The organism is Kaistella flava (ex Peng et al. 2021), assembly GCF_015191005.1.
Lineage (GTDB): Bacteria > Bacteroidota > Bacteroidia > Flavobacteriales > Weeksellaceae > Kaistella > Kaistella flava.
Genome location: NZ_CP040442.1, coordinates 3232889 through 3258678, shown reverse-complemented (window position 1 = coordinate 3258678; position 25790 = coordinate 3232889). Strand labels below are relative to the sequence as shown.

19 protein-coding genes and 1 pseudogene are annotated in these 25790 nt (G+C 35.3%); 4 read left to right on the top strand and 16 right to left on the bottom strand.

All coding sequences use genetic code 11. The features are described from left to right. Window positions 1-15 precede the first annotated feature (15 nt). The 15 genes from trmB to lpxB form a co-directional block, all read right to left on the bottom strand. Entirely contained in the window at window positions 16-693 is a 678-nt protein-coding gene (gene trmB / locus Q73A0000_RS14700; RefSeq protein WP_193811673.1) for a tRNA (guanosine(46)-N7)-methyltransferase TrmB, read from the bottom strand. A gap of 74 nt (window positions 694-767) precedes the next feature. Further along, on the bottom strand, window positions 768-1562 hold the full coding sequence (locus Q73A0000_RS14695; RefSeq protein ID WP_244140753.1) for a DUF6759 domain-containing protein: 795 nt from the start codon (window positions 1560-1562) through the stop codon (window positions 768-770). A 144-nt stretch (window positions 1563-1706) separates the two neighbouring features. Next, a complete protein-coding gene (locus Q73A0000_RS14690) occupies window positions 1707-2405 on the bottom strand; it encodes a hypothetical protein (RefSeq protein ID WP_244140752.1) in 699 nt (232 codons plus the stop codon). A 271-nt stretch (window positions 2406-2676) separates the two neighbouring features. Then, a complete protein-coding gene (locus Q73A0000_RS14685; RefSeq protein ID WP_193811671.1) occupies window positions 2677-5577 on the bottom strand; it encodes a reprolysin-like metallopeptidase in 2901 nt (966 codons plus the stop codon). Between the two features lie 240 nt (window positions 5578-5817). Next, window positions 5818-6477 (bottom strand): DUF6048 family protein, encoded by a 660-nt coding sequence (locus Q73A0000_RS14680; RefSeq protein WP_193811670.1) that lies wholly within the window; start codon window positions 6475-6477, stop codon window positions 5818-5820. Continuing rightward, complete coding sequence (locus tag Q73A0000_RS14675; RefSeq protein ID WP_193811669.1) at window positions 6443-6919, bottom strand: DUF6452 family protein; 477 nt, start codon at window positions 6917-6919, stop codon at window positions 6443-6445. The genes Q73A0000_RS14680 and Q73A0000_RS14675 overlap by 35 nt, the downstream gene beginning before the upstream one ends. Then, window positions 6919-9423 (bottom strand): zinc-dependent metalloprotease, encoded by a 2505-nt coding sequence (locus Q73A0000_RS14670; RefSeq protein ID WP_193811668.1) that lies wholly within the window; start codon window positions 9421-9423, stop codon window positions 6919-6921. Before Q73A0000_RS14670 ends, Q73A0000_RS14675 begins: the two co-directional genes overlap by 1 nt. A gap of 28 nt (window positions 9424-9451) precedes the next feature. After that, complete coding sequence (rlmD, locus tag Q73A0000_RS14665; RefSeq protein WP_193811667.1) at window positions 9452-10861, bottom strand: 23S rRNA (uracil(1939)-C(5))-methyltransferase RlmD; 1410 nt, start codon at window positions 10859-10861, stop codon at window positions 9452-9454. 96 nt (window positions 10862-10957) lie between these two features. Further along, entirely contained in the window at window positions 10958-11266 is a 309-nt protein-coding gene (locus Q73A0000_RS14660; RefSeq protein ID WP_193811666.1) for a hypothetical protein, read from the bottom strand. A gap of 76 nt (window positions 11267-11342) precedes the next feature. Beyond that, on the bottom strand, window positions 11343-12848 hold the full coding sequence (locus Q73A0000_RS14655) for a TlpA family protein disulfide reductase (protein ID WP_193811665.1): 1506 nt from the start codon (window positions 12846-12848) through the stop codon (window positions 11343-11345). 184 nt (window positions 12849-13032) lie between these two features. Continuing rightward, entirely contained in the window at window positions 13033-13800 is a 768-nt protein-coding gene (locus tag Q73A0000_RS14650; RefSeq protein ID WP_193811664.1) for a succinate dehydrogenase/fumarate reductase iron-sulfur subunit, read from the bottom strand. Window positions 13801-13820: 20 nt separating this feature from the next. Continuing rightward, entirely contained in the window at window positions 13821-15833 is a 2013-nt protein-coding gene (locus Q73A0000_RS14645; RefSeq protein ID WP_193811663.1) for a fumarate reductase/succinate dehydrogenase flavoprotein subunit, read from the bottom strand. A 57-nt stretch (window positions 15834-15890) separates the two neighbouring features. After that, the gene (locus tag Q73A0000_RS14640) at window positions 15891-16553 is read right to left on the bottom strand and encodes a succinate dehydrogenase cytochrome b subunit (protein WP_193811662.1); all 663 of its coding nucleotides are present in this window, start codon (window positions 16551-16553) and stop codon (window positions 15891-15893) included. A gap of 142 nt (window positions 16554-16695) precedes the next feature. Then, a complete protein-coding gene (locus Q73A0000_RS14635) occupies window positions 16696-18336 on the bottom strand; it encodes a ComEC/Rec2 family competence protein (RefSeq protein WP_193811661.1) in 1641 nt (546 codons plus the stop codon). Window positions 18337-18507: 171 nt separating this feature from the next. Continuing rightward, window positions 18508-19614: a lipid-A-disaccharide synthase gene (gene lpxB, locus Q73A0000_RS14630; protein WP_193811660.1), complete on the bottom strand. Its 1107-nt coding sequence runs from the start codon at window positions 19612-19614 to the stop codon at window positions 18508-18510. Between the two features lie 95 nt (window positions 19615-19709). Between lpxB and Q73A0000_RS14625 the strand changes: the two genes are divergently transcribed. Together Q73A0000_RS14625 and Q73A0000_RS14620 are read left to right on the top strand one after the other, a co-directional pair. Continuing rightward, on the top strand, window positions 19710-20216 hold the full coding sequence (locus Q73A0000_RS14625; RefSeq protein ID WP_193811659.1) for a DUF2480 family protein: 507 nt from the start codon (window positions 19710-19712) through the stop codon (window positions 20214-20216). Between the two features lie 99 nt (window positions 20217-20315). Next, on the top strand, window positions 20316-20981 hold the full coding sequence (locus Q73A0000_RS14620; RefSeq protein WP_193811658.1) for a DUF937 domain-containing protein: 666 nt from the start codon (window positions 20316-20318) through the stop codon (window positions 20979-20981). Between the two features lie 252 nt (window positions 20982-21233). Here Q73A0000_RS14620 and Q73A0000_RS17040 read toward each other — a convergent pair. Then, a pseudogene (locus Q73A0000_RS17040) lies at window positions 21234-21308 on the bottom strand (30S ribosomal protein THX); the annotation flags it as partial. Between the two features lie 377 nt (window positions 21309-21685). Between Q73A0000_RS17040 and aspS the strand changes: the two are divergent. Together aspS and recQ are read left to right on the top strand one after the other, a co-directional pair. Then, window positions 21686-23440 (top strand): aspartate--tRNA ligase, encoded by a 1755-nt coding sequence (gene aspS / locus Q73A0000_RS14610; protein WP_193811657.1) that lies wholly within the window; start codon window positions 21686-21688, stop codon window positions 23438-23440. A gap of 134 nt (window positions 23441-23574) precedes the next feature. Next, the gene (recQ, locus tag Q73A0000_RS14605) at window positions 23575-25761 is read left to right on the top strand and encodes a DNA helicase RecQ (RefSeq protein WP_193811656.1); all 2187 of its coding nucleotides are present in this window, start codon (window positions 23575-23577) and stop codon (window positions 25759-25761) included. Window positions 25762-25790: the final 29 nt, after the last annotated feature.

Sequence of the window (25790 nt, the reverse complement as noted above, 5' to 3'; positions counted from 1 at the left end):
AAATTTCACAGGAGATTAAGTGATTCTAAATTTAATGTAAGTGATCGTTTTTCCTTTTGCCTCAAATAAACCTTCATAATAAGTTTTGATTTCTCTTAATAAAGGGGTCTCCGGATCAAACTCTGGAGCACCATAAATATCATGATTCGCGAACATAATTTCATGACCTAAACCTTGAAGAAGGCCTAAAGTATATCCATGCAAAAACTCTGAGTCAGTTTTAAGATGCATGATACCGTCTTTCTTTAAAATTTTCTTGTAGCGTTCTAAAAAATCCGGATGGGTCATTCTATGCTTGGTACGTCTGTATTTAATTTGTGGATCTGGGAAGGTAATCCAGATTTCATCAACCTCATCTTCATCAAAAAAATGGTTAATTAACTCAATCTGTGTTCTTAGAAACGCAACATTATTTAAATTATTGTTGATGGCATCTTTCGCACCGAACCAAAATCTAGCACCTTTAATATCGATACCAATAAAATTTTTATCTGGAAAAGCTTTTGCTAAACCTACAGAATACTCTCCTTTACCACAACCCAATTCTAAAACGATTGGATTATTATTTTTAAATACTTCGCTTCGCCACTTGCCTTTCAAGTTAAAACCTTCCAGCGCTTGTGCTCTTGTTGGTTGAAAAACGTTTGGAAGAATTTTATTTTCGTCAAATCTTGCTTGCTTATTTTTGCCCATAGGAAATTTGAAAAAGCTAATAATTAAATTAATTATTATGCTTTTCTATTTTAAATTAAATAAATAAATTCGAATTATTTGCTGGTGTTATCCAAAGAAACCATCGTGGCTTGCTGTACTGTTTTTTGTGCTGCATATTGTGCCCCACAAATTTTACTTGTAAATAGATAATCGCCTTTTTGTACTACGATAGAATTTTCACCATGAGATGGAACCGCAAGTCGGTATTTAAAATTATCAGGTCCATCTATTCTAACAATCATATTGCAATCGGACTTATTCTCGATTAATACAATACTTTCTTTACTGGTAGGATCATTATCGAATAGTGAATTCAGAATTTGTACCGTTTTACTTTTATGCTCAGCAGGAGAGATCGACATCAATGTCGTAAATTCACCTTGCTCCACTGCATCTAAGGTCGCTATAGTGGAACTTCCTGCAAACGACCCACCATCTGCCGACTGTTGTCCGGAACCGCCTTGTACGGATCCAAAACCACTGCTGTTATTAAGTTCCTCCTTATACTTAGCAATCTGTTTCTGTCTTATAATTTCTGACATTTCGTCATAACTAATTCTGGTTGAAGGCTTTGTTCTTAAAAGTGCAATTTTTTGCTGAAATTCAGCAACTCTGGAATCTGCAGGATGAGCGGTTCTAATGTACTCTTTAAGCATCTCAATCAATCGAGGCTTGAGTACTGATCTTCTAGGATCATCAGGATGTGCTACTTTTAAATACGCATCAATTTCATAGATACTCGTACTCTGCATGATTTTGCTAAAATCTTTGCTTTTTTGCTGGGCATAGATTTGAGTACTGCATAGTGAAATACAAAGAATGAAAAGGACGTTTTTTAGTTGAAACATAAAGGGATTCAAAATTAGGCATTAACAGAAAATCAGCTTCTTCTAAGCTATCTCTCTAAATTATACATTCCTATATAATATGCAGAAAGAATTATTTGTCAAATATAAAAAATAAATAACAAACATTTGCAAGGTAGTTTAATGCTATCTAATTTCGTTCATTAAGTTCGAGTTTTTTAATCTTCGCTGATAGATGGGCAAATATTTATCGATGTAAATGGCAATCACTTCATAATTATTAGCCTTTACAAAAGGATAAAGATCATCTGAAGAATATACAAATTGCAGGAAATTGTCAATTAGATTTGCAGGTATTTTCAAATTAGCAAAGTAAGCTTCACCGTAATAGTTTTTAATATTGGTAACCGCAACATCCATTCTTTCATATTGTTGTGCACGCTCCTGCTTTTTACGCTCTCCAGAAAAGATGTCATAAATACTTTCTAAGTTAAAAGTAAGTCCACCACCGCTGAATCCAGCAACTGGCAATATCGGTGAAGTTCCATCTCCAACTGGCGAAGGAAGTCCAATCATTTTTTGTAAAGCATAAGCTTTTTCTCCCGTTTTTAGAGAACTTACATCTTTTCTAAGATTTCCGGTAGGTTTGAATTTATTAATCACTACTTCCTGAATATCGTAATAGGCGATTTTTAATTCGACAAAATTTTTGCTGGACTGCAGTTGTTCGGCCGTCACCTTTACATCGGTACGATCGGTAACAATAGAGGTAAAACGAATTATATCTCCTGGTTTTGCAGCGATTTTGAACGTGCCAAAGTAGTCGGTATGAACCGTATTATGAGCAGTAATATTGGTGACATATACTTGATTAAGATAATACACCGATTTATCTCTAATTAAAATTTCACCGGAAAAAAACTGGGACTGAACTTTAATTAAAATAAAAAAAGTGAGCAGTAAAAAAAGCTTCCTCATACAGTGCGCAAAATAAATGAATTTTTAACTAATAACTCCAATTTGGATTCTAAATCTTGGTTAAAGTTTGGTTAAATGCTCCAAATAAATGTTAATTGATATTAATTTTAAGCTTTACTTGATACAAACAAAAAATCCCCGGGAAATTCCCAGGGATTATAGTAAAAAAAATGAAGTATTATTTTTTGATAAATTTCACTTTGGTTAACTCACCATCGTTATCTACTGCAATAATATATACCCCTTTCTGCAATTGAGAAACCTGTACTTTACCATTGACAATTTTACCTTTATTTACAGCTTGACCTGCCATATTATAAATAATGAAACCTGCTTTGTCGTTTACTTTAGAAATATTTAGAACATCGGTAGCCGGATTCGGATACACTTGAACATTCACTTTATTTCCACTTTCGCCAACTGCAAGACCATTAATTTCTATAGTATAATCTTCAACCTGACCGTATTGAGAATTTCCACAAGGGCCATTATTAGGATTATAAGAGCTATCTTGTAATCTTACTCTCATACGAGTTGGACCACTTTTCGCATCTTCAGGAATAGTAATTGATCCTGTCCATGGAGATTTATGTAAATCACTTTGCAACACGAATTCTCCTTCATCATCAAAATCTTTATCTCCGTTAAAATCAATCCAAACTCTTATTTCATCAGTCGCATACGACGAATTAGAAGTTGCTGTAAAAGTATAAGTAGTTCCTTTGGTTACATTTCCAGATACTGCGGTGAAATCTTCATATCCTGCAGTTCCAGTTGAACTATTATTAATGTTCGCAAATGTTATATTATTGATTTTTTCAAAACTAGTAGAAGTTGCACCTGCTGCACAATATGATGGAACAGTCGTAGTGAAGTTAACAGATGCAGAGTATAAACCTGGATTACCTGAACAGACACCAGCAACCTGAGCTTCATAAGCAGTACCCTCAGTTAATCCGATGATTGCATAAGTCGTTGTTGTTGAAGCAGCTTCGGACCAAGTAGCATCTGCTACTTTTTTGTATCTTACTTTATAAGTTGCGCCTGCAATAGGATCCCAGTTTAAATTTGCCGTAGCATTTGTAACTGTAGAAACAGCAAGACCTGCAGGAGCAGTCCCATCACATGGAACAATCGCAGATACTGTAACTGGAGCAACTGCATAGAATACATTTCCGATTGCAGAAATTCTTACTTTTAATGCAGTATTTGTAGCAAATGATGCAAAACTGAAATCTTCAGATCCATCATTTGGTGTAGATTCCGATAAAACAGTCCATGTTAAACCATTGTCAGTTGTATAATCAACTTTTACATCTGAAACATTAAATGGAGCAGCGTTAGTTCCTACCACATCCCAAGTCAAAGGACCAGCTGCATTATTATAAACTTTACTACTTGTAATTTTAAATGGACCGTTTGCATTAACAGTTACTTTCTGAAGTGCCTGTTGAGTTTGCTGCTGAGCAACATCTGGATTATTATCTCTAACGGTAACTCTAAAATTAGAAACCCTAGCTACAGATGATACCGCTTCCCAACCATTAGGGTTGCTTAAAGTTCCTGCCATTACAGTTTCTAACTTAGGAAAGAATCTTGTAGGACTTGCGGTTCCCATAATTGATCTAAAACTTGCACCATTAGTTGTAGTTCCTAAATTAGTTTTAGTAATAGCTGCTGTTGCATTATCAACCTCTTCCCAAGTATAGTTCAAAGGATTATTTTCTGCATCAGTTGCCTGCGCTGTCAATACAAACGCAGTTCCTTTAGGAATAGTAACGTCTGGCATTGGAGTAATCACTGGTGGATTATTATCGATTGGAGTTTCGATATCACATGTTTTAGAAATCAAGTTATTTTGAACCTGAATAATAGAATTAATATGGAAATAAGCATCAGAATGCGGCTGAACATCTGTAGCTCCCGTAATCCCTGCGTAACCCATAATAGTAGATCCAGATCCTGGCTCTACATTCTGACCAGTACCTTCAGTACTCATAGAGAAGGTATGATTTGCACCTAATTGGTGACCCATTTCGTGAGCAACATAATCGACGTCAAAATTATCTCCAAATGGTTTTCCATCAGCAGGAGAAGTAAATCCTGACCCTTTTGCTTTTGTTGATGCACTTGCAGGATTCACACAAACGCAACCAATACACCCTGCGTTTCCTCCTCCTCCGGTAGCTCCGAATAAGTGACCAATATCATAGGCATCATTTCCAATAACGTTAGTTAATGTTTTTTGAAGTTCCAAATTCCATGCTCCACCTGAACCAGAAGCAGCTGGTGAATATGGATCTGTCGCCGGATCGGTATAAATTAACTCAGGAAAATCTTGAAGAATTAAGTGAAGACCGAAATCTTTTTCAAAAACAAAGTTCGAACGGGTCATTGTAGCATTAATAGCTGTAATTGCGCCTTCAACACCACCAAAGTAATTGGTATACTCCCCAGTAACAGACATTGCAAGACGCATAGTTCTGTATTTCTTGTCAGAAGATTTTTTAAAATCATAAGCATTATTTGAAAAACCGCTACCATCTTTGTAGAGTTGATCCATTTGCTTTTTTGTTAAAGGCTCCTCGTTGGTTGAACAAAAGAATGCTTTATTATCGTCGGATTTATTGGTTTTCGGGTGAACACCATAAACTGATTTAGAAGTATTTTGTGGCTCAATGAATTCATAAACCCCTTTTCTGAGCATCATTGACTGGAAATCGTTTGGCGAAACACTGAATCTTACATAAGCAGTAGGATCATCAATCCCAACTCCAACATAAGAACCCAATTGATAACGGTCTTCCAATGACTTCGCAACAACAGGCGAGCTGTACACTGCAAATCTTTCAACTTTACCATCAAGTGTAGGTAATTTAATCTCTACTGGTTTTGCACTCTTACCTGTCTCATGCGCAGTAGCAAGTTTTGATCTCATCATCGTAAGATCTAGCGAATAGTAGCTCTTAACATTAGATGTTGTACGGATTCTCTCTCCCTGCATTGAAGTAGGACTCCATTGTGCAATGGCAGTCGTACCAATCAATCCAAGAACCAAAGAAGTAAAAATTTTCTTCATAAGACTAATTTATTAATTAAATAACATTAGCCAAAAGTAATTTTTTTTTGTGGGGTGTCAAAATAATATTAATACAATTACATCACATTCATCAAAGATTCTTTATTTATCACAAGTTGAAATTAATAAATCATTATGGATTTAGACGTTTTTGTGATGAAAACCAAATACAGTAAAAACAATAAAGAAAATAATTAGGTGAAAAATATTGATAAAAAATTACCAACAAGTACTTTCTCTTTAGAACGAATAAGCAATATTCCAGGAAAAACCTATATTGAATTTGGCTGAGCTTTTTCCAAATCCCGGGACAATCATCGGCTTAATTTCATCTTGTGTTGTGGAAAATACTAAATATTTCGGTTGAGCAGTTGCCTCAATATAAAATGGAGATTCAAATAGCTGTACTCTTCCTCCAATATTAATTTCCATCCAATAAGAACTTTGATTAGATTGTGGGAATGCTTGCGAAATATCACTTCCACCAAATCCCCGAATTGGAACTGCTTTATATTCTTGATTATAAAAAGAGCCAGCAACTTTACCTCCGACAAAAAAACCATTCATCGGATTTTCTTGATCGTGCGCCATCATATAAAGTGCTCCTAACTTTAGAAATGGTCCACTGACAGAAGCATCATATCCATTTTTTTGATAAATATTATTTTCAAAACCAGCATCTACAATGGCAAACCAATTATCTTTAACCTTAGAAGAGACAAAACCCTGGAACAGTTTTCGATCTGAAAAAGCACCAATTCCTGCATTCAAAACATCGAACCCTACTAAAAAATTAGGTTCATATTTCCATTTTACTTTTAGAGAATCTTGCTTTTTCTGAGCAAAAGCAATTACCAAAAGAAAACTAAAAAAGAAGGTAAAGATGCGTTTTGTCTTCATCAATGATTTGTGTTTGATTTTGTTCAACTCCTAAAACCGCATTGGGAACTTCGAGCACGGAGTTTACATTTTGATATAATTTCTTAATTCCACACGCTGGCGAAACATATTCCGAGGTCGTCGTATAATTTATTTTAATTTCTGAATTGACCGTCTTCCTGGAAGTTCCCACATACATTTTTGTAAAAGGAGTTTCATCAACACGCAACGGAATCAAAACAGAATCGGTTTTTACAACACTACCAAAAACAGCGACTGGGCCCGCTCCATAATCTACCGCAATGAAAAGAGAATCCATTGTTTTCATTTTTCCGCTAGATTTAGTCTTGAATTTAATCTTCATTCGTGGGGTTGCTTCACCACCAATACAGATATCATCATCTGAGCCACATGAGCTCAGAAACAGAAAAATGAATAACAATAAGAGTACTTTAATTTTCATTATTTTGGATCTAAAGCCTTATCAATTCTATAAACTAAATCGTTATAATGGTATTTATTAATTAAATCAGAATCATTTTTTGCCAAAAGTTCTTCTTTAACCGTTTTCAAAGTTCCTCGCACAATCGCAGAAACGTCGGAATTTTCAGAAACCATTACACCACCTGACCCTCTGGAAAAAGACGCTGGTCTCGTATTTAAAAGACTAATTAATGATCCCACATAATTGCGCTGCAAATTTCTGCGGTAAAGATCTACATTAGAATTCGTGAAAATATAACCTTTTAAATCATTCATATAGTCAACAAGTTGATAAGCATCTTTATCCATCACCTGATTCTGATACATCATCTGTAAAACGTTGCTGGCCAAAATTCTATTTAAAACGGTGTTTTGTAAATTCTCCACAACTGCTACCTGAGCTTTCCCTGTATTCTGAAAAACTTCTTTTTTAAGCAACCATTCAGGCGTAAAAAAAATGTTTTCATTTAAAAATGCTAAGGCACGCTTTTGCTCTGCTTTAGAAACAACTTCGTACACAGAACCACTTTGTTCAGCAGTTTTAGGAGTTTCCATTTGACCACCAATATATTTTGAAACATGTCCTAAATATCTTGCAAATTGTCCCGTTACTTGATCATACATTGTAGAAAGGTTAGAAAAATCTTCATTTGGTTTTTTAGTCCAGTCCTGTAAATTATCTACAACGCGCTTTAAGTTTTTAATACCGTAATTGGAAGCAATCATTGCATCGTCTCCAACTTGCTCACTTTGAGAACGTGGATCGTACGGATTACTTTCTGTTCCAAACCAAAGACGATTATCTTTTAGTTTAGTCATCACCCATTTGTTAAGATGCTGTTTTTCTTTGTCAGGCGAATTGTACTGATAAAATCTTCTATAACCCCAATCGATAGCCCAATTATCATAATCTCCGATTCTTGGCATTATTCCGCTTTCTCCAATTTTATCTTCTGGTTGAGCTACATAATTAAATCTTGCGTAATCCATGATCGATGGAGTATGTCCATTTTTTTCAACCCACTTTTTATCACGAAGATTTTCAACAGGCACAGTCGAACTTGAACCGAAATTATGTCTTAATCCTAAAGTATGTCCTACTTCATGAGACGAAACGAAACGGATAAGCTGACCCATTAATGCATCATCAAAATCCATTTTACGGGCACGCGCATCATTGGGTGAAGCCTGTACAAAATACCAGTTTCTAAGCAGAAGCATCACATTATGATACCAGTTAATATGACTTTCTAAAATTTCTCCAGTTCTTGGATCTGAAATTGAAGGTCCGGAAGCATTAGGAACATCTGAAGGTTTGTATACAATCGCTGAATATCTCGCATCTTCCAAACTCCAGCCTGGTTCATCTTTAGCATTTGGAACTTTGGCATAAATAGCATTTTTAAATCCTGCTTTTTCAAAAGCTTTTGCCCAATCATTAACACCTGCCATTAAAAATGGAACCCATTTCTTTGGAGTTGCTGGATCGATATAAAACACAATAGGTTTTGCCGGCTCTACCAATTCGCCTCTTTTATATTTTTCAAGATCTTCCGGTTTCGGTTCTAACCTCCATCTTTTAATAAGCGAAACTCTTTTTACTCCCTGGGGATCTAAGTCAAAGTCAGTATATCCAACAGCGAAATAACCTACTCGCGGATCAAAATATCTTGCCTGCATTTTATCTCTTGGCAATAAAACAAGAGATGAATTAATTTCCACCGTATAGTTTCCGCTCACTACAGGTTTATCCTGTCCTGGCGCGGTCGTCACATCTCCTAAAGTTCTTGCGAAAGTTTTAGTCGTATTTATTTCAATATTATTCGGAAAAGATTTAACAAAATTGACATATGAATTATCTTTTTGGAAATTGCCAACTTTATATCCTTTCTTAGCTGTTGCAGCAAATGAAACAAGTTCGTTATCAGCATTCAACATTTCTGTAACATCGATAACGGATGATTTTTTATCTTTCCCAAAAGCTTTAATATCAAAAGACATTACAATAGATTGCATATTATTCCGCATCACAGAATTATACATTTCTGAGGTAGAATCTTTTGCGTAATCTACAAAGGAAATCGATTTAATGAAAATTTTATCCTGCGGCCCTTTTTCAAAAGTAATGACATTCTGTGCAATCTGATCTCCTGCATATCCACTTGTACCAGATCGCATTCCAGCTGCAGCTTTCGTCAATCGGCTGACCAACAAAAATTCTTTTCCATAAACATTATCCGGTATTTCGAAATAAAATTTATCTTCAACTTTATGTACGGAAAGCACTCCCGAATCTGTTATAGCCTTATCAGTAATCACCTCTTTATAAGGTTTTATTTTTTCTGGTTTTTTGGCTGCAGGTTTACCTTTAACAATTCCAGCAGAATCTGATTTGGTAACCAACGTATCTTTTACCTGTGCTGTCGCAGAATTAACAAATCCGACAACTAGAACTAATGCAAAAAAATTCTTTAATCCTTTCATAATTATTTATTAAAAATAAAAATAGTCTTTATATTTTAATTAGTAAAGCAATATTTTCAACATGATGTGTTTGCGGGAACATATCAACTGGTAATATTTTTACCAATTTATAATGATCTTTCATCAACGCTAAATCTCTGGCTTGGGTTGCAGAATTACAACTTACGTAAACGATTTTTTCGGGAGCGATTTTCAAAATTTGCTCTACCACTTTTTGATGCATTCCATCTCTTGGTGGATCTGTAATCAATACATCTGCTTTCGGATGTTGTGCGATAAATTCATCATTAAAGATTTCTTTCATATCACCGCAATAGAAAGTACAGTTGGTTAAACCATTTAATTCTGCGTGTTCTTTTGCAGCATCAATTGATTCCTGAACGGATTCAATCCCAATCACCTGTTTTGCTTTTCTGGCAACATATTGCGCAATCGTTCCGGTTCCGGTATATAAATCGTAAACAACCTCATCTCCTTTTAAATCTGCAAACTCTAAAGTTTTTGCATATAAATTCAAAGCTTGTTTATAATTCGTCTGGAAAAATGATTTCGGTCCTATTTTAAATTTCAAACCTTCCATTTCTTCCATTAAAAAGCCATCGCCAGAATAGATCTTAACTACTTGATCATATAATGAATCGTTCTGTTTGGAATTATGACAGAAAAGTAAAGTTTTAATCTGCGGGAATTGACTTAACATGAAGTCGAACAATTTCTGCTGATTCTCTTTCTCCTCACGGAATAACTGGAACAAAACCATCCATTCGCCTTTTGAATTCTGGCGGAACATTACGGTTCTTAAAAATCCTTGTTGCCCTTTAACATCGAAAAATTCTAAACCATTTTCTACCGCATGTTTTTTAATCGCCAATCTCATCGCATTTGATGGATCTTCTTGTAGGAAACATTCTTTCAAGTCGAGAATCTTACTCCACATTCCAGGAATATGAAATCCTAACGCATCACGATTTCCGAAATTTTCTTCAGAACTAATTTCATATTGGGTTAACCAACGTGCATTAGAAAAAGAAAATTCCATTTTATTACGATAGAAATATTGTTCGTCGCTTCCAAGAATTGGCATCGTTTCGAAATCTTCAATCCCTGCAATTCTTTTAATATGATTATAAACTTCGTCTTGTTTAAATTCGAGTTGTTTGTCATACGAAAGATTCTGCCATTTGCAGCCACCGCAAACACCGAAGTGCATACATTTTGGCTCCACACGGAAAGGTGATCTTTCAACAATCTCTATCATTTCTGCTTCGTAATAATTCGATTTCGATTTTTTCACTCGGGCGTTTACAATATCACCAGGAACTGCACCAGAAACCAGAACGGTTTTTCCTTCGTCAGTTCTTCCAACAGCAACACCTTTTGAACCAGCTGAAACCAGTTTTATATTTTCTAATATTATATTTTGTTTTCTCTTTCTCATTATAAATAATCTGAACGCAAAAGTAAGGTTTTAAAATAAAAAAAACGGGAATTAACCCGTTGTGTGTTCTCTAAATCATTAAATAATAACTCGTTTCTACAAATTACCCGATTTTAAATAATAATCACGGCTCCTTAAATAGAAAAAACCGATAAAACCACCAGAGAATAAAAAGGCTAAAGTCCAAAGATATCTGCCATTAATATGATTGGTAAAAACATCGACAATCAATACCATAGAAGCAATAAAACTAGAAAATAAACCTATATAAATAAGAACTTTTCCTGCTGCAAGTGAAATATCTAAACTTGGAATCTTGAAAAAAATTATAACGAAATTAAATACAAGATTTATTAAAATAAGAGTGTACAAAACAGTTTTAGGAAGAAGTAATTCTTTTTTCATTATTAAATTTTATTGTGAAAGATAAAAAAATCCCACACAAAAAGTGCAGGATTAATTATTTTAAAGAGCTCAGCTATTATTTTGTCGCTGGAGCTGCTTCCATTGGTGGCTGAACCAAATCATTTTGCAGTGTTGCTTCTGGAGCAGCTGGTGCTTTTAGTCCGGTCATTTTATCTAGTACATTTACCAATTCTGGATCACCTAAATTATAGAAGAATTTACTGGCTACTTTTCCTTCTTTGTCAATAACGATGAATGATGGAAGTTTGAAACCGTAGATTCCTAAATCTTTAGCGATTTGAGAATTCATTCCGCCTTCACCGTAAACGTTAGTTCCTGGAAATCCAAGTAACATTGCTTTACTGCTTTTAGCAAACTGATCTTTGGTGTCATCTAAATTCACATAGATGAAATTCATTTTAGCTTTGTAAAAGTTGGTAATTTCTTTTAAAACAGGAAGTGTTGCCTCACTAATATAAGGATTCCAAGAAGCGTAAAACATTACCATTGCTGGTTTATCTTTGTTATCTGTCAATTTAAAAGCGCTACCGTCTTCCTTTACTAATTTTGCAGAAGTAATCACTTCGCCCACTTTAGGACCAGAAAGTACAAACTGGATGTGCTCTAAATCTTTTTTGATTACTGGATCTTTAATTTTATCTTGAATCAGTTTAGTGATTTTCGCAGAGTTTTCTGGAGTTGTTGAAGGATTGATATCACTGTTCGACATTACAAATGCTAACAAATAATCCTTTTCTAACTGAGACATCTCTTTCTTCGTATCTAAAAAATTAGAGAACAAAACGGAAGAAGTTTCTTGTCCAGTTTTATTATTTGCTTCTGCATAAGCCTGGAATTCTTTACTTAATTTCCCCAATAAATAATTTCTATAAATCGGTTGATTTTTCAACATTCTGTCTTTGTCTTTATCTAATTTCGCTTCAGCATCGGTAAAGTTTTTAGAAACTTTGAAATCTGGTTTTCCAGTTGCTTGTGCGTGATTCATTTCGTACTGACTCATCAATCCAAGAACACTTGCATTCAATTCATCTTTTTTCCACTGAACTGCATCGCTGTCCGGAGACGTTTTTTTAGCAGCAGCATCGATACGACCTTCTAAATCAGTTCTGATTTTTTCAACTTCTTTTAAAAATGTAGCTTCATCTTTAGAAACCAATTCACCAACATTTATTTTTCCCGCATACTCTTGAATCTGAGCTAATGCTTCTTGAATGAAATCATTGTTTTTCTTGGCATCTCCAGTCACCGTAAATTTACCTGGGAAAGCATCTGCCTGTCCTGAAATATTTAATTTCTGACCTGCTTTTAAATAAACCATTGCTTGTTTCCCCGCATAAGTCATGATGTACATTCCGTCTTTTGGCGCATCGAAAGTTCCAGTAAAGCTTCCTTTGCTGTCTACTCCAATATTAACCAACGGAAGTGTTGCTACACCCGAAGCCTCTATAAATTCAATTCTTTCTAAAGGTGATCCACCAGCAAAATTACCAGAAACCTCAACTTTCTTAGAACATGACATTGCAACGAATGCAATTAATAGCATTAAAAAATACTTACTCATCTTTATTGTTTTTCTTTTATTTAATTAAAATAGGTAAACCCTCAGTTATCGGAGTTTTTAATTTGCGGCAAAAATAAGGTTTTCACCGAGTTATTAAAAATTTAATGTCAAGATTTGTGAAAGTTTAACAAAGAAAAACTGCTTTCATTTCTGAAAGCAGTTTTTTATGATTGTTAAAATAATATTAACCTTGATCTACACCAGCTGTAAAGTATTCTCTGTTCATTCTTGCGATTACTTCTAAAGAAATTCCTTTCGGACATTCAACTTCACAAGCACCTGTATTTGAACAGTTACCAAATCCTTCTTCATCCATGGCTTTCACCATATTCAGAACTCTTCGTTTTGCTTCTACTCTACCTTGTGGAAGTAAAGCAAACTGAGAAACTTTAGCTCCAACAAATAATGATGCTGCTCCGTTTTTACAAGTTGCAACACACGCTCCACAACCGATACAAGCCGCTGCGTCCATTGCGCTGTCTGCATCTTCTTTCGGAACTAAAATTGCGTTGGCATCCAATGTATTCCCAGAAGTATTTACTGAAATAAATCCTCCTGCTGCCATTACTCTATCGAAAGCGCTTCTGTCAACCACTAAATCTTTAATAATTGGGAAAGCAGCACTTCTCCAAGGTTCGATATGAATAGTCTCACCATCTTTAAACATTCTCATGTGCAACTGGCAAGTGGTGATTCCTGTGTCAGGTCCGTGTGGACGCCCATTGATATACAATGAACACATCCCACAAATTCCTTCGCGACAGTCGTGATCAAAAGCAATTGCCTCTTGACCTTCGTTGACAAGGTTCTCATTGAGCATATCCAACATTTCCAGGAATGATGAATCCGTAGAAACGTCAGAGATTTTGTAAGTCTCAAACTGTCCTTTTGTTTTATTATTTTTCTGTCTCCAAATTTTCAGAGTCAGGTTTAATCCTTTTTGTGCACTCATATTATTAACTTTATTGGAGATTATTTATAACTTCTTGTTTTAACTTCGATATTTTCATAAATCAGATCTTCCTTATGCATGGTTTCCTGATTAATATCGTCTCCCTGATATTCCCAAGCTGCAACATATTTGAAATGCTCATCATCTCTCTCTGCTTCACCTTCCGGTGTTGCGTGATCCCAACGGAAATGTCCACCACAAGATTCTTCTCTGGCCAAAGCATCTTTAGCCATTAACTGACCTAACTCCAAGAAATCTGCAACTCTGAAAGCTTTTTCAAGTTCCATGTTCATTCCGTTTGCGTCTCCAGGAACTCTTACGTCTGCCCAGAATTCTTTTCTTACCTCTTCAATTTCTTTAATCGCTTCTTGTAAACCTTCAGGAGTTCTTCCCATTCCAACTTTGTTCCACATGATGTGACCCAGTTTTTTATGGAAATAATCAACACTGTGTTTACCGTTATTCGTCATGAAGAAGTTCACTTTATCCTGAATCCCTTTCTCAGCAGTATCAAAAGCTGGAGTATTTGTAGGAATCTCTCCTGTTCTAATATCAGCAGCCAGATAATCTGCGATCGTGTATGGAAGAACGAAATATCCGTCTGCCAAACCTTGCATCAATGCAGAAGCACCCAGTCTGTTTGCACCGTGATCAGAGAAATTTGCTTCACCAATTACGAAACAACCCGGGATTGTTGACTGTAAGTTATAATCAACCCAAACTCCACCCATTGTGTAGTGAACCGCTGGATAAATCTTCATTGGAGTAACATAAGGATTGTCTGCCGTAATTTTTTCGTACATCACGAAAAGGTTACCATATTTTTCTTCAATCCAAGCTTTTCCTAAGTCATAAATCTGCTGTTCAGTAGGATTATGAATATTTTTTTCAATAGCTGCTTCTTTACCTTTCTTCTGAATTTCAGTAGAGAAATCTAAATAAACACCTTCTTGAGTATCATTATTTTCAATTCCGTAACCTGCGTCACATCTTTCTTTTGCAGCTCTCGATGCAACATCTCTTGGAACCAAGTTACCAAATGCAGGATATCTTCTTTCTAAATAATAATCCCGATTTTCAGGTGCAATATTTTCAGGTTTCAATTTCCCTGCACGAATTGCTACTGCATCTTCAATGTTTTTAGGGACCCAGATTCTTCCTGAGTTTCTCAATGATTCTGACATCAAAGTCAGTTTCGATTGTGCTACTCCATGTACCGGAATACATGTTGGGTGAATCTGTACATAACAAGGATTTGCGAAATACGCTCCTTTTTTATGAATTTTCCAAGCTGCAGAAACGTTAGATCCCATCGCATTGGTAGAAAGGAAATACACATTTCCGTAACCACCAGAAGCGATTACTACGGCGTGAGCAGAATGTCTTTCGATTTCTCCCGTTACTAAGTTTCTTGCAATAATTCCTCTTGCTTTACCATCAACGATTACTAAATCCAGCATTTCGTGACGGTTATACATTTTGATTCTACCTTTACCGATTTGTCGGCTCACAGCAGAATATGCTCCTAATAATAACTGTTGTCCTGTTTGTCCTTTTGCGTAGAACGTTCTTTTAACCTGAACTCCACCAAAAGAACGGTTGTCTAACTGACCCCCATATTCTCTTCCAAAAGGTACACCTTGTGCAACACATTGGTCGATGATGCTTGCAGAAACTTCCGCAAGTCTGTATACGTTTGCTTCTCTTGAACGGTAATCACCTCCTTTAATAGTATCGTAAAACAATCTGTAAGTCGAGTCACCGTCACCTTGATAATTCTTCGCAGCGTTGATACCACCTTGTGCAGCAATCGAGTGCGCTCTTCTTGGTGAATCCTGGTAACAAAATGCTTTTACGTTATATCCTTGTTCTGCTAATGTCGCTGCGGCTGAACCACCTGCCAAACCTGTTCCTACAACAATGATATCGATTTTATCACGGTTGTTTGGCGAAACCAAGTTCATATGATCTTTATGATTTTTCCATTTGTCCGCTAAAGGACCAGCCGGAATTCTTGAATCTAATTTGCTCATTTTTAGAAATTTTAAATTTTAGATTTTAAATTTTAATGTCGATATAAAACTTAAAATTTATTGAGTTACGTAATGAAAAACGGCCACTAAAATAAAGCCAGCTGGAATAAGGATTGAATACCAAGTTCCTAAAGCTTTAATCATCGGTGTATATTTCGGATGTCTTGCACCGATCGACTGGAAAGACGACTGGAATCCGTGTGCTAAATGCAGTCCCAGTAAAAAAAATGCAACTACATAGAAAATTACTCTTCCGATGTTACCGAACTGTGCATGAAGTTCCGGCCAATATCTTGCTTCATCTCTAACACTTCCTACAACATATTTGTAGTCCATTTCATGCCACCAAAAGTCATACATGTGTAATCCTAAAAATGCTAAAACAACTACTCCTGAAAGAAGCATATTTCGAGACATCCAAGTAGAGTTTGCCGCGCGATCATTCATTCCGTACTTAATTGGTCTTGCATTATTATTCTTAATTTCAAGAATAAAGCCCATTACAAAGTGAAAAATTACTGCGAAACCAAGAATTGGCTGCATCAAAAATTGAATAAAAGGGTTGTAACCCATAAACTCCGAGGCGGAGTTGAATGCATCTTGACTAAAAACTGATAGTAAATTGACCGAGAGGTGCATAATTAGGAAAATGAGCAAAAACATTGCAGATAATGCCATTGCGTACTTTCTTCCAATAGAAGAACTTGTTAATCCTGCCATAATTAATGTTTAAATTTGAATTCCAACAAAGTTAGAAAAATGCTGAGTGTTATCCACGTGAGAAATGTCAGAATATTTTAGTTTGTAATCTTTCTAAATAAGATGTGTAATACACAACAAAAAATTCACTTTTATCGCATAATTATTTTTGTTTTTGAGGCTCAACCGAAGAGATATCTTTTGGCCTTACCTCAACTGCATATTTTTTCGTTCTTCTCGAAGTAAGATAAGGTTCAATAATATATTGCTTAATTTTTTCTTGATTTGAATTTTCTGAACTATAGAATATAACAGAACTTCCCTTTTTTACTGACGTGATTTTTTCCTTAAAAAACGGATGAACCAAAACCTCATCTAATTGATCAGCTCGATAATTCAGCATTAATCGAAGGGAAACAAAAATCAAGGAAAAGTAAATAATCTTTGATACATTTTTAATACTGAACTTTTGAATGGCAAATCGTAGAAAATAAAACAAAAGATAAAGAAGCAACACTTCTAATAAAGTTAACGGAATCATCCTTTGCATTAAAGAATCTGCGTCGGCGAAAAAGTGAATCACCTTTAAAGTAAATGTAATGAGTTCATCATAAATATAATTCAGCCAATTGAAACTAATGGACAATGAAATCAAAATCACCATTAATAATGAAAAGACAATCACAATTTCAGCAAACGGAATAATGACCAAATTCGCAATAATTGAAACCGCCGAATACTGATGGAAATAATAAATCACCAAAGGAATTGTTCCAAGTTGCGCAGACAAGCTGATGGACAAAACATTCAACATGAAATTCTGAAACTTATTTTTTGCCTTCGGGAGATATTTTAAAATAGGTTGATTAAACCAATAGATCCCAAAAACGGCCGCAAAACTCAGTTGAAACCCAACTTCAAAAAGCTGATTGGAGTTTATAAATAAAATTACAAAGCCCGCAAGCGCCATTGAATGAAGCAGATCTGTTTTTCTTTGTAATAATATAAAGGTGTAATAAGCAGAAATCATCACACAACTTCTGACGACAGAATTACCGAAATCAATAAAAACAGCAAACGACCAAATTAAGATGAGCGCAAGGACAATTTTATATCTTCGATATTTAGGCGGAAAAATAAAATTCAACACTAACAGAATCACGCCGAAAATAATTGCCATGTGAGTTCCCGAGATAGCGAGAATATGCATCATTCCAGAATCGCGAAAATCACGAACGGTTTCCTGATCCATTTCTGTGCGGTCGGCGAGAATAATTCCTTTGGCAAATTCACGGCTGCGTTTCTTCAGATCAGTGTGATCAATTTTTGCTAAAGTTTCTAAACGTCGCTGTTTAATATTTTCAGCGAAAGAAAGATCTTCCCGTTTTGCAACCTTTAAAGAATTCGGTAAATAGCTTTGAAAGTAAATCCCTTTTCTGGAAAGGTATTTCCCATAATCAAACTGAAAATCACTGTAAGGTTTTTCGATTTGATTAATGTAAACTTCTCCTTTATAATAATGTTGATAATTCAACTCATTTTCAGTTTTCGGAAATGAGAGCACACTTTTAAAATGACTATTATCTTTCCAAGCATCGATTTCATACCGACGGTTTTTCTCGTTAGAGTTGAGTTTTTTAGTAATTTTAAAAGTAATGGTTTCCTTCCCTTTTAATAATGGAAGTTCCGGTTTTTGGGAATGTAAAGAATGAATAAAAACCCCTACAGTGAACGCAAGGAATCCGTATAATACAGGACGGAATTTATAGAAATAGAAATTTTTAACAACAACGATAAAAAACAAGGTTAAAAAGCTAAAAATCAATAAAACGTAAATTATCTTTTTAGACAAAAAAAGATAATCCTGCAAGAAAACCCCAAGTACAAAACAAACGAAGAGAATAAGTAAAGGTTCTTTATGCAATTTCTTTTTTCGTAAAATTATCAACTTACGTTGACAAAATCACAAGTCAAATCACCCTTTAACAATTAAAGATGCAGCTTCATCGCTCGCCCCTTTTCCGCCTAATTTTTCCCGAAGTTGTTTGAAACTGTGTAACATTTTATCCCTTTGTTCTCCTTCCAAGATAGCTGATAATTCATCCACTAAACTTTTCGTGTTCAAATCACTTTGAATAAGTTCAGTTACGATTTCCTTATCCATTATTAAATTAACCAAGGAAATATATTTAATGTTTTTTACAACACGCTTCCCGATCTCGTAAGAAATCATGCTGCTTTTATAACAAACCACTTCCGGAATATTGAGCAAAGCCGTTTCTAAAGTTGCAGTTCCTGAAGTTACCAACGCCGCTTTTGAACTCCTTAACAAATCATAAGTTTTATTGGAAACAAAATGAACATTTTCATCCACGTATTTTTGATAAAATGATTTCGGTAAACTTGGCGCGCCGGCAATTACAAACTGATAATTTTTAAAATGAGGACGAACAGAAAGCATCAACTCCAGCATTTTCGTCACTTCCTGTTCACGAGAACCTGGCAAAAGTGCGATAATTTCTTTTTCGTTTAAATTATTATCTTTTTTAAATTGATCTATATTGATTTCTTGCAAATCGGAAATCGCATCTAATAAAGGATGTCCCACGAAATGTGCCTCAACATTATGTTTTTTATAGAAATCTTTTTCGAAAGGTAGAATCACCAACATTTCATCGACGAACTTTTTAATTTTCTCTACACGACCTTCTTTCCAGGCCCAAAGTTGCGGTGAAATATAATAGACGACTTTAATTCCTAAACTTTTAGCAAACTCTGCAATCCTCAAATTGAAGCCAGGATAATCGACCAAAACCAAAACATCAGGGTGGTATTGCTGAATATCTAGTTTACAAATTTTAATATTCTTTAGAATCGTTACCAAATTTTTAGCAACTTCCAAAAACCCCATAAAAGCTAAATCTTTGTAATGTTTCACCGGTTCAAATCCAGCCACAGCCATCATTAAATCTCCACCCCAAAAACGAAATTCCGCTTGAGGATCTTTCTTTAGAATCGATTTCATTAAATTGGAAGCGTGCAAATCTCCAGATGCTTCGCCAGCGATGATATAATATTTCAAAATAGATTCGGGATTTATAATTTGAATTTTGAGATTTCGGCTCAAATCAAATCATTAATTATACTTAAATTTGTGTTCAAAGATAAAATAAAAAAATGTCTGATTTAGAAATAAAAAATAAAATAGCCGAAAGCGGATTGGTCAATTTCGATCTCGCTCAGTTGCTACCAAAAGGAAAACGGATCGGTATCGATTTGAAGGATTTCCTTTTCCAGGAATTGATTTTAAAAGAAAAGGATTTCCGTGAAAAAATCGCAGCTATAAATCTTGATGAATACAAAGATTGCTACATTTATATTTACAATTCTGCTGATGCGATTGTGCCACTTTGGGCCTACTTTCTAATCACTGCGAAACTAACCGAAACTGCAAAAAAAATCGTTTTCGGAAACAGAGAAGATTTAGAAGTTTTATTGATGCACAATGCTGTTCAGACTTATGACTTCTCAGAATTGATTGATAAAAGAGTTTTGGTAAAAGGCTGCAGCGATCAATCGATTCCCGAGAATGCCTATATCGAATTGGTTGAACAATTAAAACCGCTTGTAAAATCATTAATGTTTGGTGAAGCATGTTCGAATGTTCCTATTTTCAAAAACTAGAGTTTAACAATTTTTAAGTTTTTAGAAAAAGCATTAGGTTCAATTTTTGATAACTTTGATTGTGAAAAAATTATTATTTTTTTATAAAAACATACAAATATGAGTTTAATTGACCTTATCACAGGAAACACAGGAAACCAAGTTGCGACAGATGCCGAAAGCAAATTCGGAATCAGCAAAACACAAGTTATCGCTTTATTGGCCGTAGCTGCACCATTAGTTATTTCTTATCTAAGAAAAAAAACTGACGATCCACAAGAAGCAGATGCTCTGAATAATGCCCTTGACAAAGATCACGACGGAAGTATTTTAAACGATCCTTCTCAGGCAGCAGCAAGACAACAGGAAGGTGGCTCGATTCTCGACCACGTTTTCGGCGGTCAAAAAACAGATGTTGAAAATCAACTTTCTCAAAAAACAGGAATTTCAGTGGATAAGATCGGACCGATTTTAGCAATGTTAGCTCCAGTAATTATGGGATTTATCGGTAGAGAAAAACAGGCAAATGGCGTTACGTCAGGTGGTGGTTTAGGAGATTTACTTGGCGGAATTTTAGGAAACGCAAGCAGCCAAGTTCAGCAACAACAAGCGCAAGGAGGCTCAAATCCTATTACTGATATTTTAGGAAGTGTTTTGGGAGGTGCAACGCAAAGTTCAGGTGGCGGCGGACTCGGAGGAATTCTGGAAAGCGTTCTAGGCGGTAATCAGCAGCAAGGTCAAGGTGGATTAGGCGGGCTTTTAGGAAGTCTTTTTGACAGGAAATAATTACACTTATAAAACAATAAAAAAACCGAAGATCATTCTCCGGTTTTTTTTATATCTACTATTGAGATTTCGCTATTTAGCGTCCTCTTTTTTATCGGTTTTCGGTTTTGCTTCAGCTTTCGGCTTCTTATCTACTTCCGCATTTTCTGTTTTCTCTGTCGGAGAACCGACTTCTTTTTTCACTTTCTCTTTAGAAGCTTTTTTATCATTTTCATCTAATACTTTAACAGGGATATTTAATGCAGAACTCGCTTTTCGTGGTCTTTTAATACCATAACTTCCTGCAATAATTTTTCCTTTTCTCGATTTTTTATCTCCTTTTCCCATAATTAAATAATTTTTAAGATATTGATTTTACCAAAGTTAGCAAAATAATCCGTCAGAGACTTCTTAAAAAATCATAAAGTTTTTGGGCGTGTCCCTTTCCAACGCTTACAAAAACATGTTTATTATTTCCAGCGGCTTGGGTCGGGCTTTCCGCTGTATCTTTTTTTGCCCTTCCATTTCCGACGCTAAAAAAAAGGATACCGACGCAAATGTGAAACATTCATCGATTCATCATTAAAATAACAAGTAGAGATAATCCCTCACGCGAGGGAAAGCTGAAAAATCACTTCCGCTACTCATCCAAAAAACTTATCTTTGCACCTGAAATTTTAGACCATTTCTAATATCTAAAGTCTAACATCTAATATCTTAAAAATATGTTTCGTACGCACACCAACGGAGAATTAAACATCCAAAATCTTGATCAAAACGTAACCCTTTCCGGCTGGGTTCAAACCATTCGTGACAAAGGATTTATGATGTGGATCGATTTACGCGACCGTTACGGAATTACGCAATTGGTATTTGATGCAGACCGTTCTTCCGCTGAATTATTAGAAAACGCTCACAAACTCGGACGCGAATTCGTGATTCAAGTAGAAGGAAAAGTGATTGAAAGAGTGAGTAAAAATCCCAAAATCCCAACGGGAGAAATAGAAATCCTTGTTGAGAAATTGATGATTTTAAACCAATCAGAAGTTCCACCATTTACCATTGAAGATCAAACGGATGGTGGTGAAGAACTTCGTATGAAATACAGATATTTAGACATCCGAAGAAATCCGGTAAAAGACAAATTGATTTTCCGTCACAAAATGGCGCAGAAAGTAAGAAACTATTTATCCGAACAAGATTTTATCGAAGTAGAAACTCCGGTATTGATTAAATCGACTCCCGAAGGTGCGAGAGATTTCGTGGTTCCAAGCCGTATGAATCCGGGACAGTTTTATGCATTGCCACAATCGCCACAAACTTTCAAACAATTATTGATGATTGGCGGAATAGATCGTTATTTCCAAATCGTAAAATGTTTCCGTGATGAAGATTTAAGAGCAGATCGTCAACCGGAATTCACGCAGATCGATTGTGAAATGGCATTTGTAGAACAGGAAGATGTTCTGGAAATCTTCGAAGGAATGACTGCGACTTTATTGAAAGATATTGCTGGAAAAGAATATGGAAAGTTCCCAAGAATGACTTTCGCCGATGCGATGAAAAAATATGGAAACGACAAACCGGACATTAGATTCGGGATGGAATTCGTGGAAGTAAATGAATTGGTAAAAGGAAAAGATTTCAAAATATTCGACGACGCCGAATTAGTGGTCGGAATCAATGTTGAAGGTTGTGCAGAATATACCAGAAAACAAATCGACGAATTGATCGATTGGGTAAAACGCCCACAAGTTGGCGCAAACGGAATGATTTGGATCAAATTCCAAAACGATGGCACCGTTACTTCTTCCGTAAATAAATTTTACAACGAAGAAGATTTAAAGAAAATCACAGAAAAATTCGGCGCAAAAGCAGGAGATTTAATTTTCCTAATGTCCGGAAACGAAAATAAAGTAAGAACCCAACTTTCCGCCTTAAGAATGGAATTGGGGAACAGATTAGGATTAAGAAATCCAAAAGAATTCGCACCACTTTGGGTCGTAGATTTCCCATTGTTAGAATGGGATGAAGAAACGAATCGCTACCATGCGATGCATCATCCGTTTACTTCACCGAAACCGGAAGACGTTCATTTATTAGAAACCAATCCAGGAAAAGCTAGAGCAAACGCTTACGATTTAATTCTGAACGGAAATGAAATTGGTGGTGGTTCGGTAAGAATTTTCGATAAAGATTTACAGGCAAAAATGTTTAATCTATTAGGATTTACGAAAGAAGATGCGGAAGCACAATTCGGATTCTTAATGAATGCCTTCCAATATGGAGCGCCGCCACATGCTGGTTTGGCATTAGGCTTTGACCGTTTGGTCGCAATTCTTGATGGTAATGAAGTGATCAGAGATTATATCGCTTTCCCGAAAAATAATTCTGGACGAGATGTGATGATTGATGCGCCGAGTTCTATTGCGGATGAGCAGTTGAATGAATTGGAGTTGAAATTGAATTTAAAAGGATAACGAACTCAATATAAATCTCACAATCAACATAAAAAGTCTCATTGTTTATAAAAACGATGAGGCTTTTTTTAATTAATCCAGATATAATGTTACTCTTTAATTTACTAATTTTACCATAACACAAATTTTGAGCAATGGAAAAATCTACAGAAATTCTTCAACAATATTTTGGTTACGATAGTTTCAGATTGAACCAAGCGAGTGCAGTTGAAAATGTAATTGCAAAAAAAGATACGTTTGTACTGATGCCAACTGGCGGTGGAAAATCTTTATGCTACCAAGTTCCAGCATTAGTTTTGGAGGGAACGGCAATTGTTATTTCCCCCTTAATTGCATTAATGAAAGACCAAGTTGATGCTTTACGTGTTAATGGAATTTCTGCGGCTTTCCTCAATTCTTCGATGAATCCTTTGGAGCAGAATGATACTTTTCATCAATTAAAAAATGGTAAACTGAAACTTTTATATGTTGCACCAGAAAAGTTGAGTGCAGACAATGGTTCGTTTTTAAACTTTCTAAAAGAAATTAATATTTCCCTTTTTGCAGTCGATGAAGCGCATTGTGTTTCGCATTGGGGACACGATTTTCGTCCGGATTATTTGTTTTTAAATGGATTAAAAAAACAATTTCCACAAACTCCAATTATTGCTTTAACTGCAAGTGCTGATGAAATTACGAAACAAGACATCATTAAGCAACTCAATCTTCAAAAGCCGACTGTTTTAATTTCATCTTTTGACAGAGCCAATATTAAATATTTTGTGCAGCCGAAACAATCTGTTCTCAATCACATTGTTCAATATCTCAATGAGCATCCAAATGATTCGGGAATTATCTACTGTTTGTCAAGAAAAGGAACGGAAGATTTGGCGAATAATTTAAAAGAAAACGGTGTAAACGCAGCATTTTATCACGCAGGAATTTCTTCCGCAGAAAGAGCGCAGGTTCAAGACGATTTCATTAAAGACAAAATTAGAGTAATGGTTGCTACCATTGCATTTGGAATGGGAATCGATAAGAGCAATGTCCGTTTTGTGATGCACGCCGATCTTCCGAAAAACATAGAAAGTTATTATCAAGAAACAGGAAGAGCCGGAAGAGATGGGTTGCCGAGTGAAGCGATTTTATTTTACTCCAATGCCGATGTGATGAAGTTGAAAAAATTTGCAATGGTCGAAGGAAACGAGGAGCAATCGAGTTTGATGCTTCGAAAATTGCAACAAATGACCGACTTTGCCGAAATGCAAAAATGCAGACGACAATATTTGATGGAATATTTTGGAGAATCACATCCTGGAAATTGTAATTCTTGCGATTATTGTCTGAGTGATTTTGAAAATTGGGACGCTACGATAGATGCTCAAAAATTATTAAGCGCCGTTTATCGATTGAAAGAACGCTATGGAAAAAATTTAATTATCGATTTTCTTCGAGGTTCAAAAGGCGTGAAAATCACAGATTATATGCGCAATTTGCCTACTTATGGAATTGGTACAAACGGCGACAAAACGTTTTGGCAAAATTTAATAAAGCAATTAATAATTAATGATTTTCTGCGTGAATCGAATGAAGAGTTTTCTGTATTAAAACTAACTGAAGCAAGTAACGAAGTATTATTTAACAAGAGAACAGTACATCTTCAAAAAGTAAAAGAACTAGCCAAAGCAGTAACTGTCGAAGAACTGGAAACTTCATATCCAATTAATGAAATTGATACAAACCTTGAATTATTTGATGAATTAAGAATTTTAAGACGACAACAAGCCGAACAAGAAAATGTACCGCCTTACGTTATTTTTTCTGATGCAAGTTTAATGGAATTAGCAACATACCTTCCTAACACAAAAGAAGAACTCGAACAGATAAGCGGTTTTGGAGCTTTTAAAATAGAAAAATACGGTGAAATATTTTTAAATATAATATCAGATTATTGCAACAAAAATAATTTGAGTAGTAAGATTGCCGAAAAAACCCCGAAAATAAAACGGGCACCAAAGAAAACAAATAAATACGAAGCGGGAACTTATACTACAACTTTCCAAATGTACAAAGATGGAAACAGTGTAGAAGATATCGCAAAAATAAGAAATTTGTCTTTGAATACTATTCAAAATCACCTTGCCAATTTCGTAGAAGTGGGAACAATTAAAGCCAGTGAATTAATGGATATCAACAAAATAGATCCTATTATTTCTCTTGCAAAAACTCAAACTATTCCGTCTTTAAAGGCTATAAAAGAGGAACTGGGCGAAGATTATTCTTACTTTGAAATTCATATCGCAGTTGCTTTTTATAAATGGCAAGAAAGAGAAAAAATTTAGAATCATATAGAATCTTCAAAAAACACTAA

Excerpts from the sequence above, each read along its gene's own strand:
- trmB (WP_193811673.1), bottom strand. The coding sequence starts at position 693 with ATGGGCAAAAATAAGCAAGCAAGATTTGACGAAAATAAAATTCTTCCA.
- Q73A0000_RS14695 (WP_244140753.1), bottom strand. The coding sequence starts at position 1,562 with ATGTTTCAACTAAAAAACGTCCTTTTCATTCTTTGTATTTCACTATGC.
- Q73A0000_RS14685 (WP_193811671.1), bottom strand. The coding sequence starts at position 5,577 with ATGAAGAAAATTTTTACTTCTTTGGTTCTTGGATTGATTGGTACGACT.
- Q73A0000_RS14680 (WP_193811670.1), bottom strand. The coding sequence starts at position 6,477 with ATGAAGACAAAACGCATCTTTACCTTCTTTTTTAGTTTTCTTTTGGTA.
- Q73A0000_RS14675 (WP_193811669.1), bottom strand. The coding sequence starts at position 6,919 with ATGAAAATTAAAGTACTCTTATTGTTATTCATTTTTCTGTTTCTGAGC.
- Q73A0000_RS14670 (WP_193811668.1), bottom strand. The coding sequence starts at position 9,423 with ATGAAAGGATTAAAGAATTTTTTTGCATTAGTTCTAGTTGTCGGATTT.
- rlmD (WP_193811667.1), bottom strand. The coding sequence starts at position 10,861 with ATGAGAAAGAGAAAACAAAATATAATATTAGAAAATATAAAACTGGTT.
- Q73A0000_RS14660 (WP_193811666.1), bottom strand. The coding sequence starts at position 11,266 with ATGAAAAAAGAATTACTTCTTCCTAAAACTGTTTTGTACACTCTTATT.
- Q73A0000_RS14655 (WP_193811665.1), bottom strand. The coding sequence starts at position 12,848 with ATGAGTAAGTATTTTTTAATGCTATTAATTGCATTCGTTGCAATGTCA.
- Q73A0000_RS14650 (WP_193811664.1), bottom strand. The coding sequence starts at position 13,800 with ATGAGTGCACAAAAAGGATTAAACCTGACTCTGAAAATTTGGAGACAG.
- Q73A0000_RS14645 (WP_193811663.1), bottom strand. The coding sequence starts at position 15,833 with ATGAGCAAATTAGATTCAAGAATTCCGGCTGGTCCTTTAGCGGACAAA.
- Q73A0000_RS14640 (WP_193811662.1), bottom strand. The coding sequence starts at position 16,553 with ATGGCAGGATTAACAAGTTCTTCTATTGGAAGAAAGTACGCAATGGCA.
- Q73A0000_RS14625 (WP_193811659.1), top strand. The coding sequence starts at position 19,710 with ATGTCTGATTTAGAAATAAAAAATAAAATAGCCGAAAGCGGATTGGTC.
- Q73A0000_RS14620 (WP_193811658.1), top strand. The coding sequence starts at position 20,316 with ATGAGTTTAATTGACCTTATCACAGGAAACACAGGAAACCAAGTTGCG.
- aspS (WP_193811657.1), top strand. The coding sequence starts at position 21,686 with ATGTTTCGTACGCACACCAACGGAGAATTAAACATCCAAAATCTTGAT.
- recQ (WP_193811656.1), top strand. The coding sequence starts at position 23,575 with ATGGAAAAATCTACAGAAATTCTTCAACAATATTTTGGTTACGATAGT.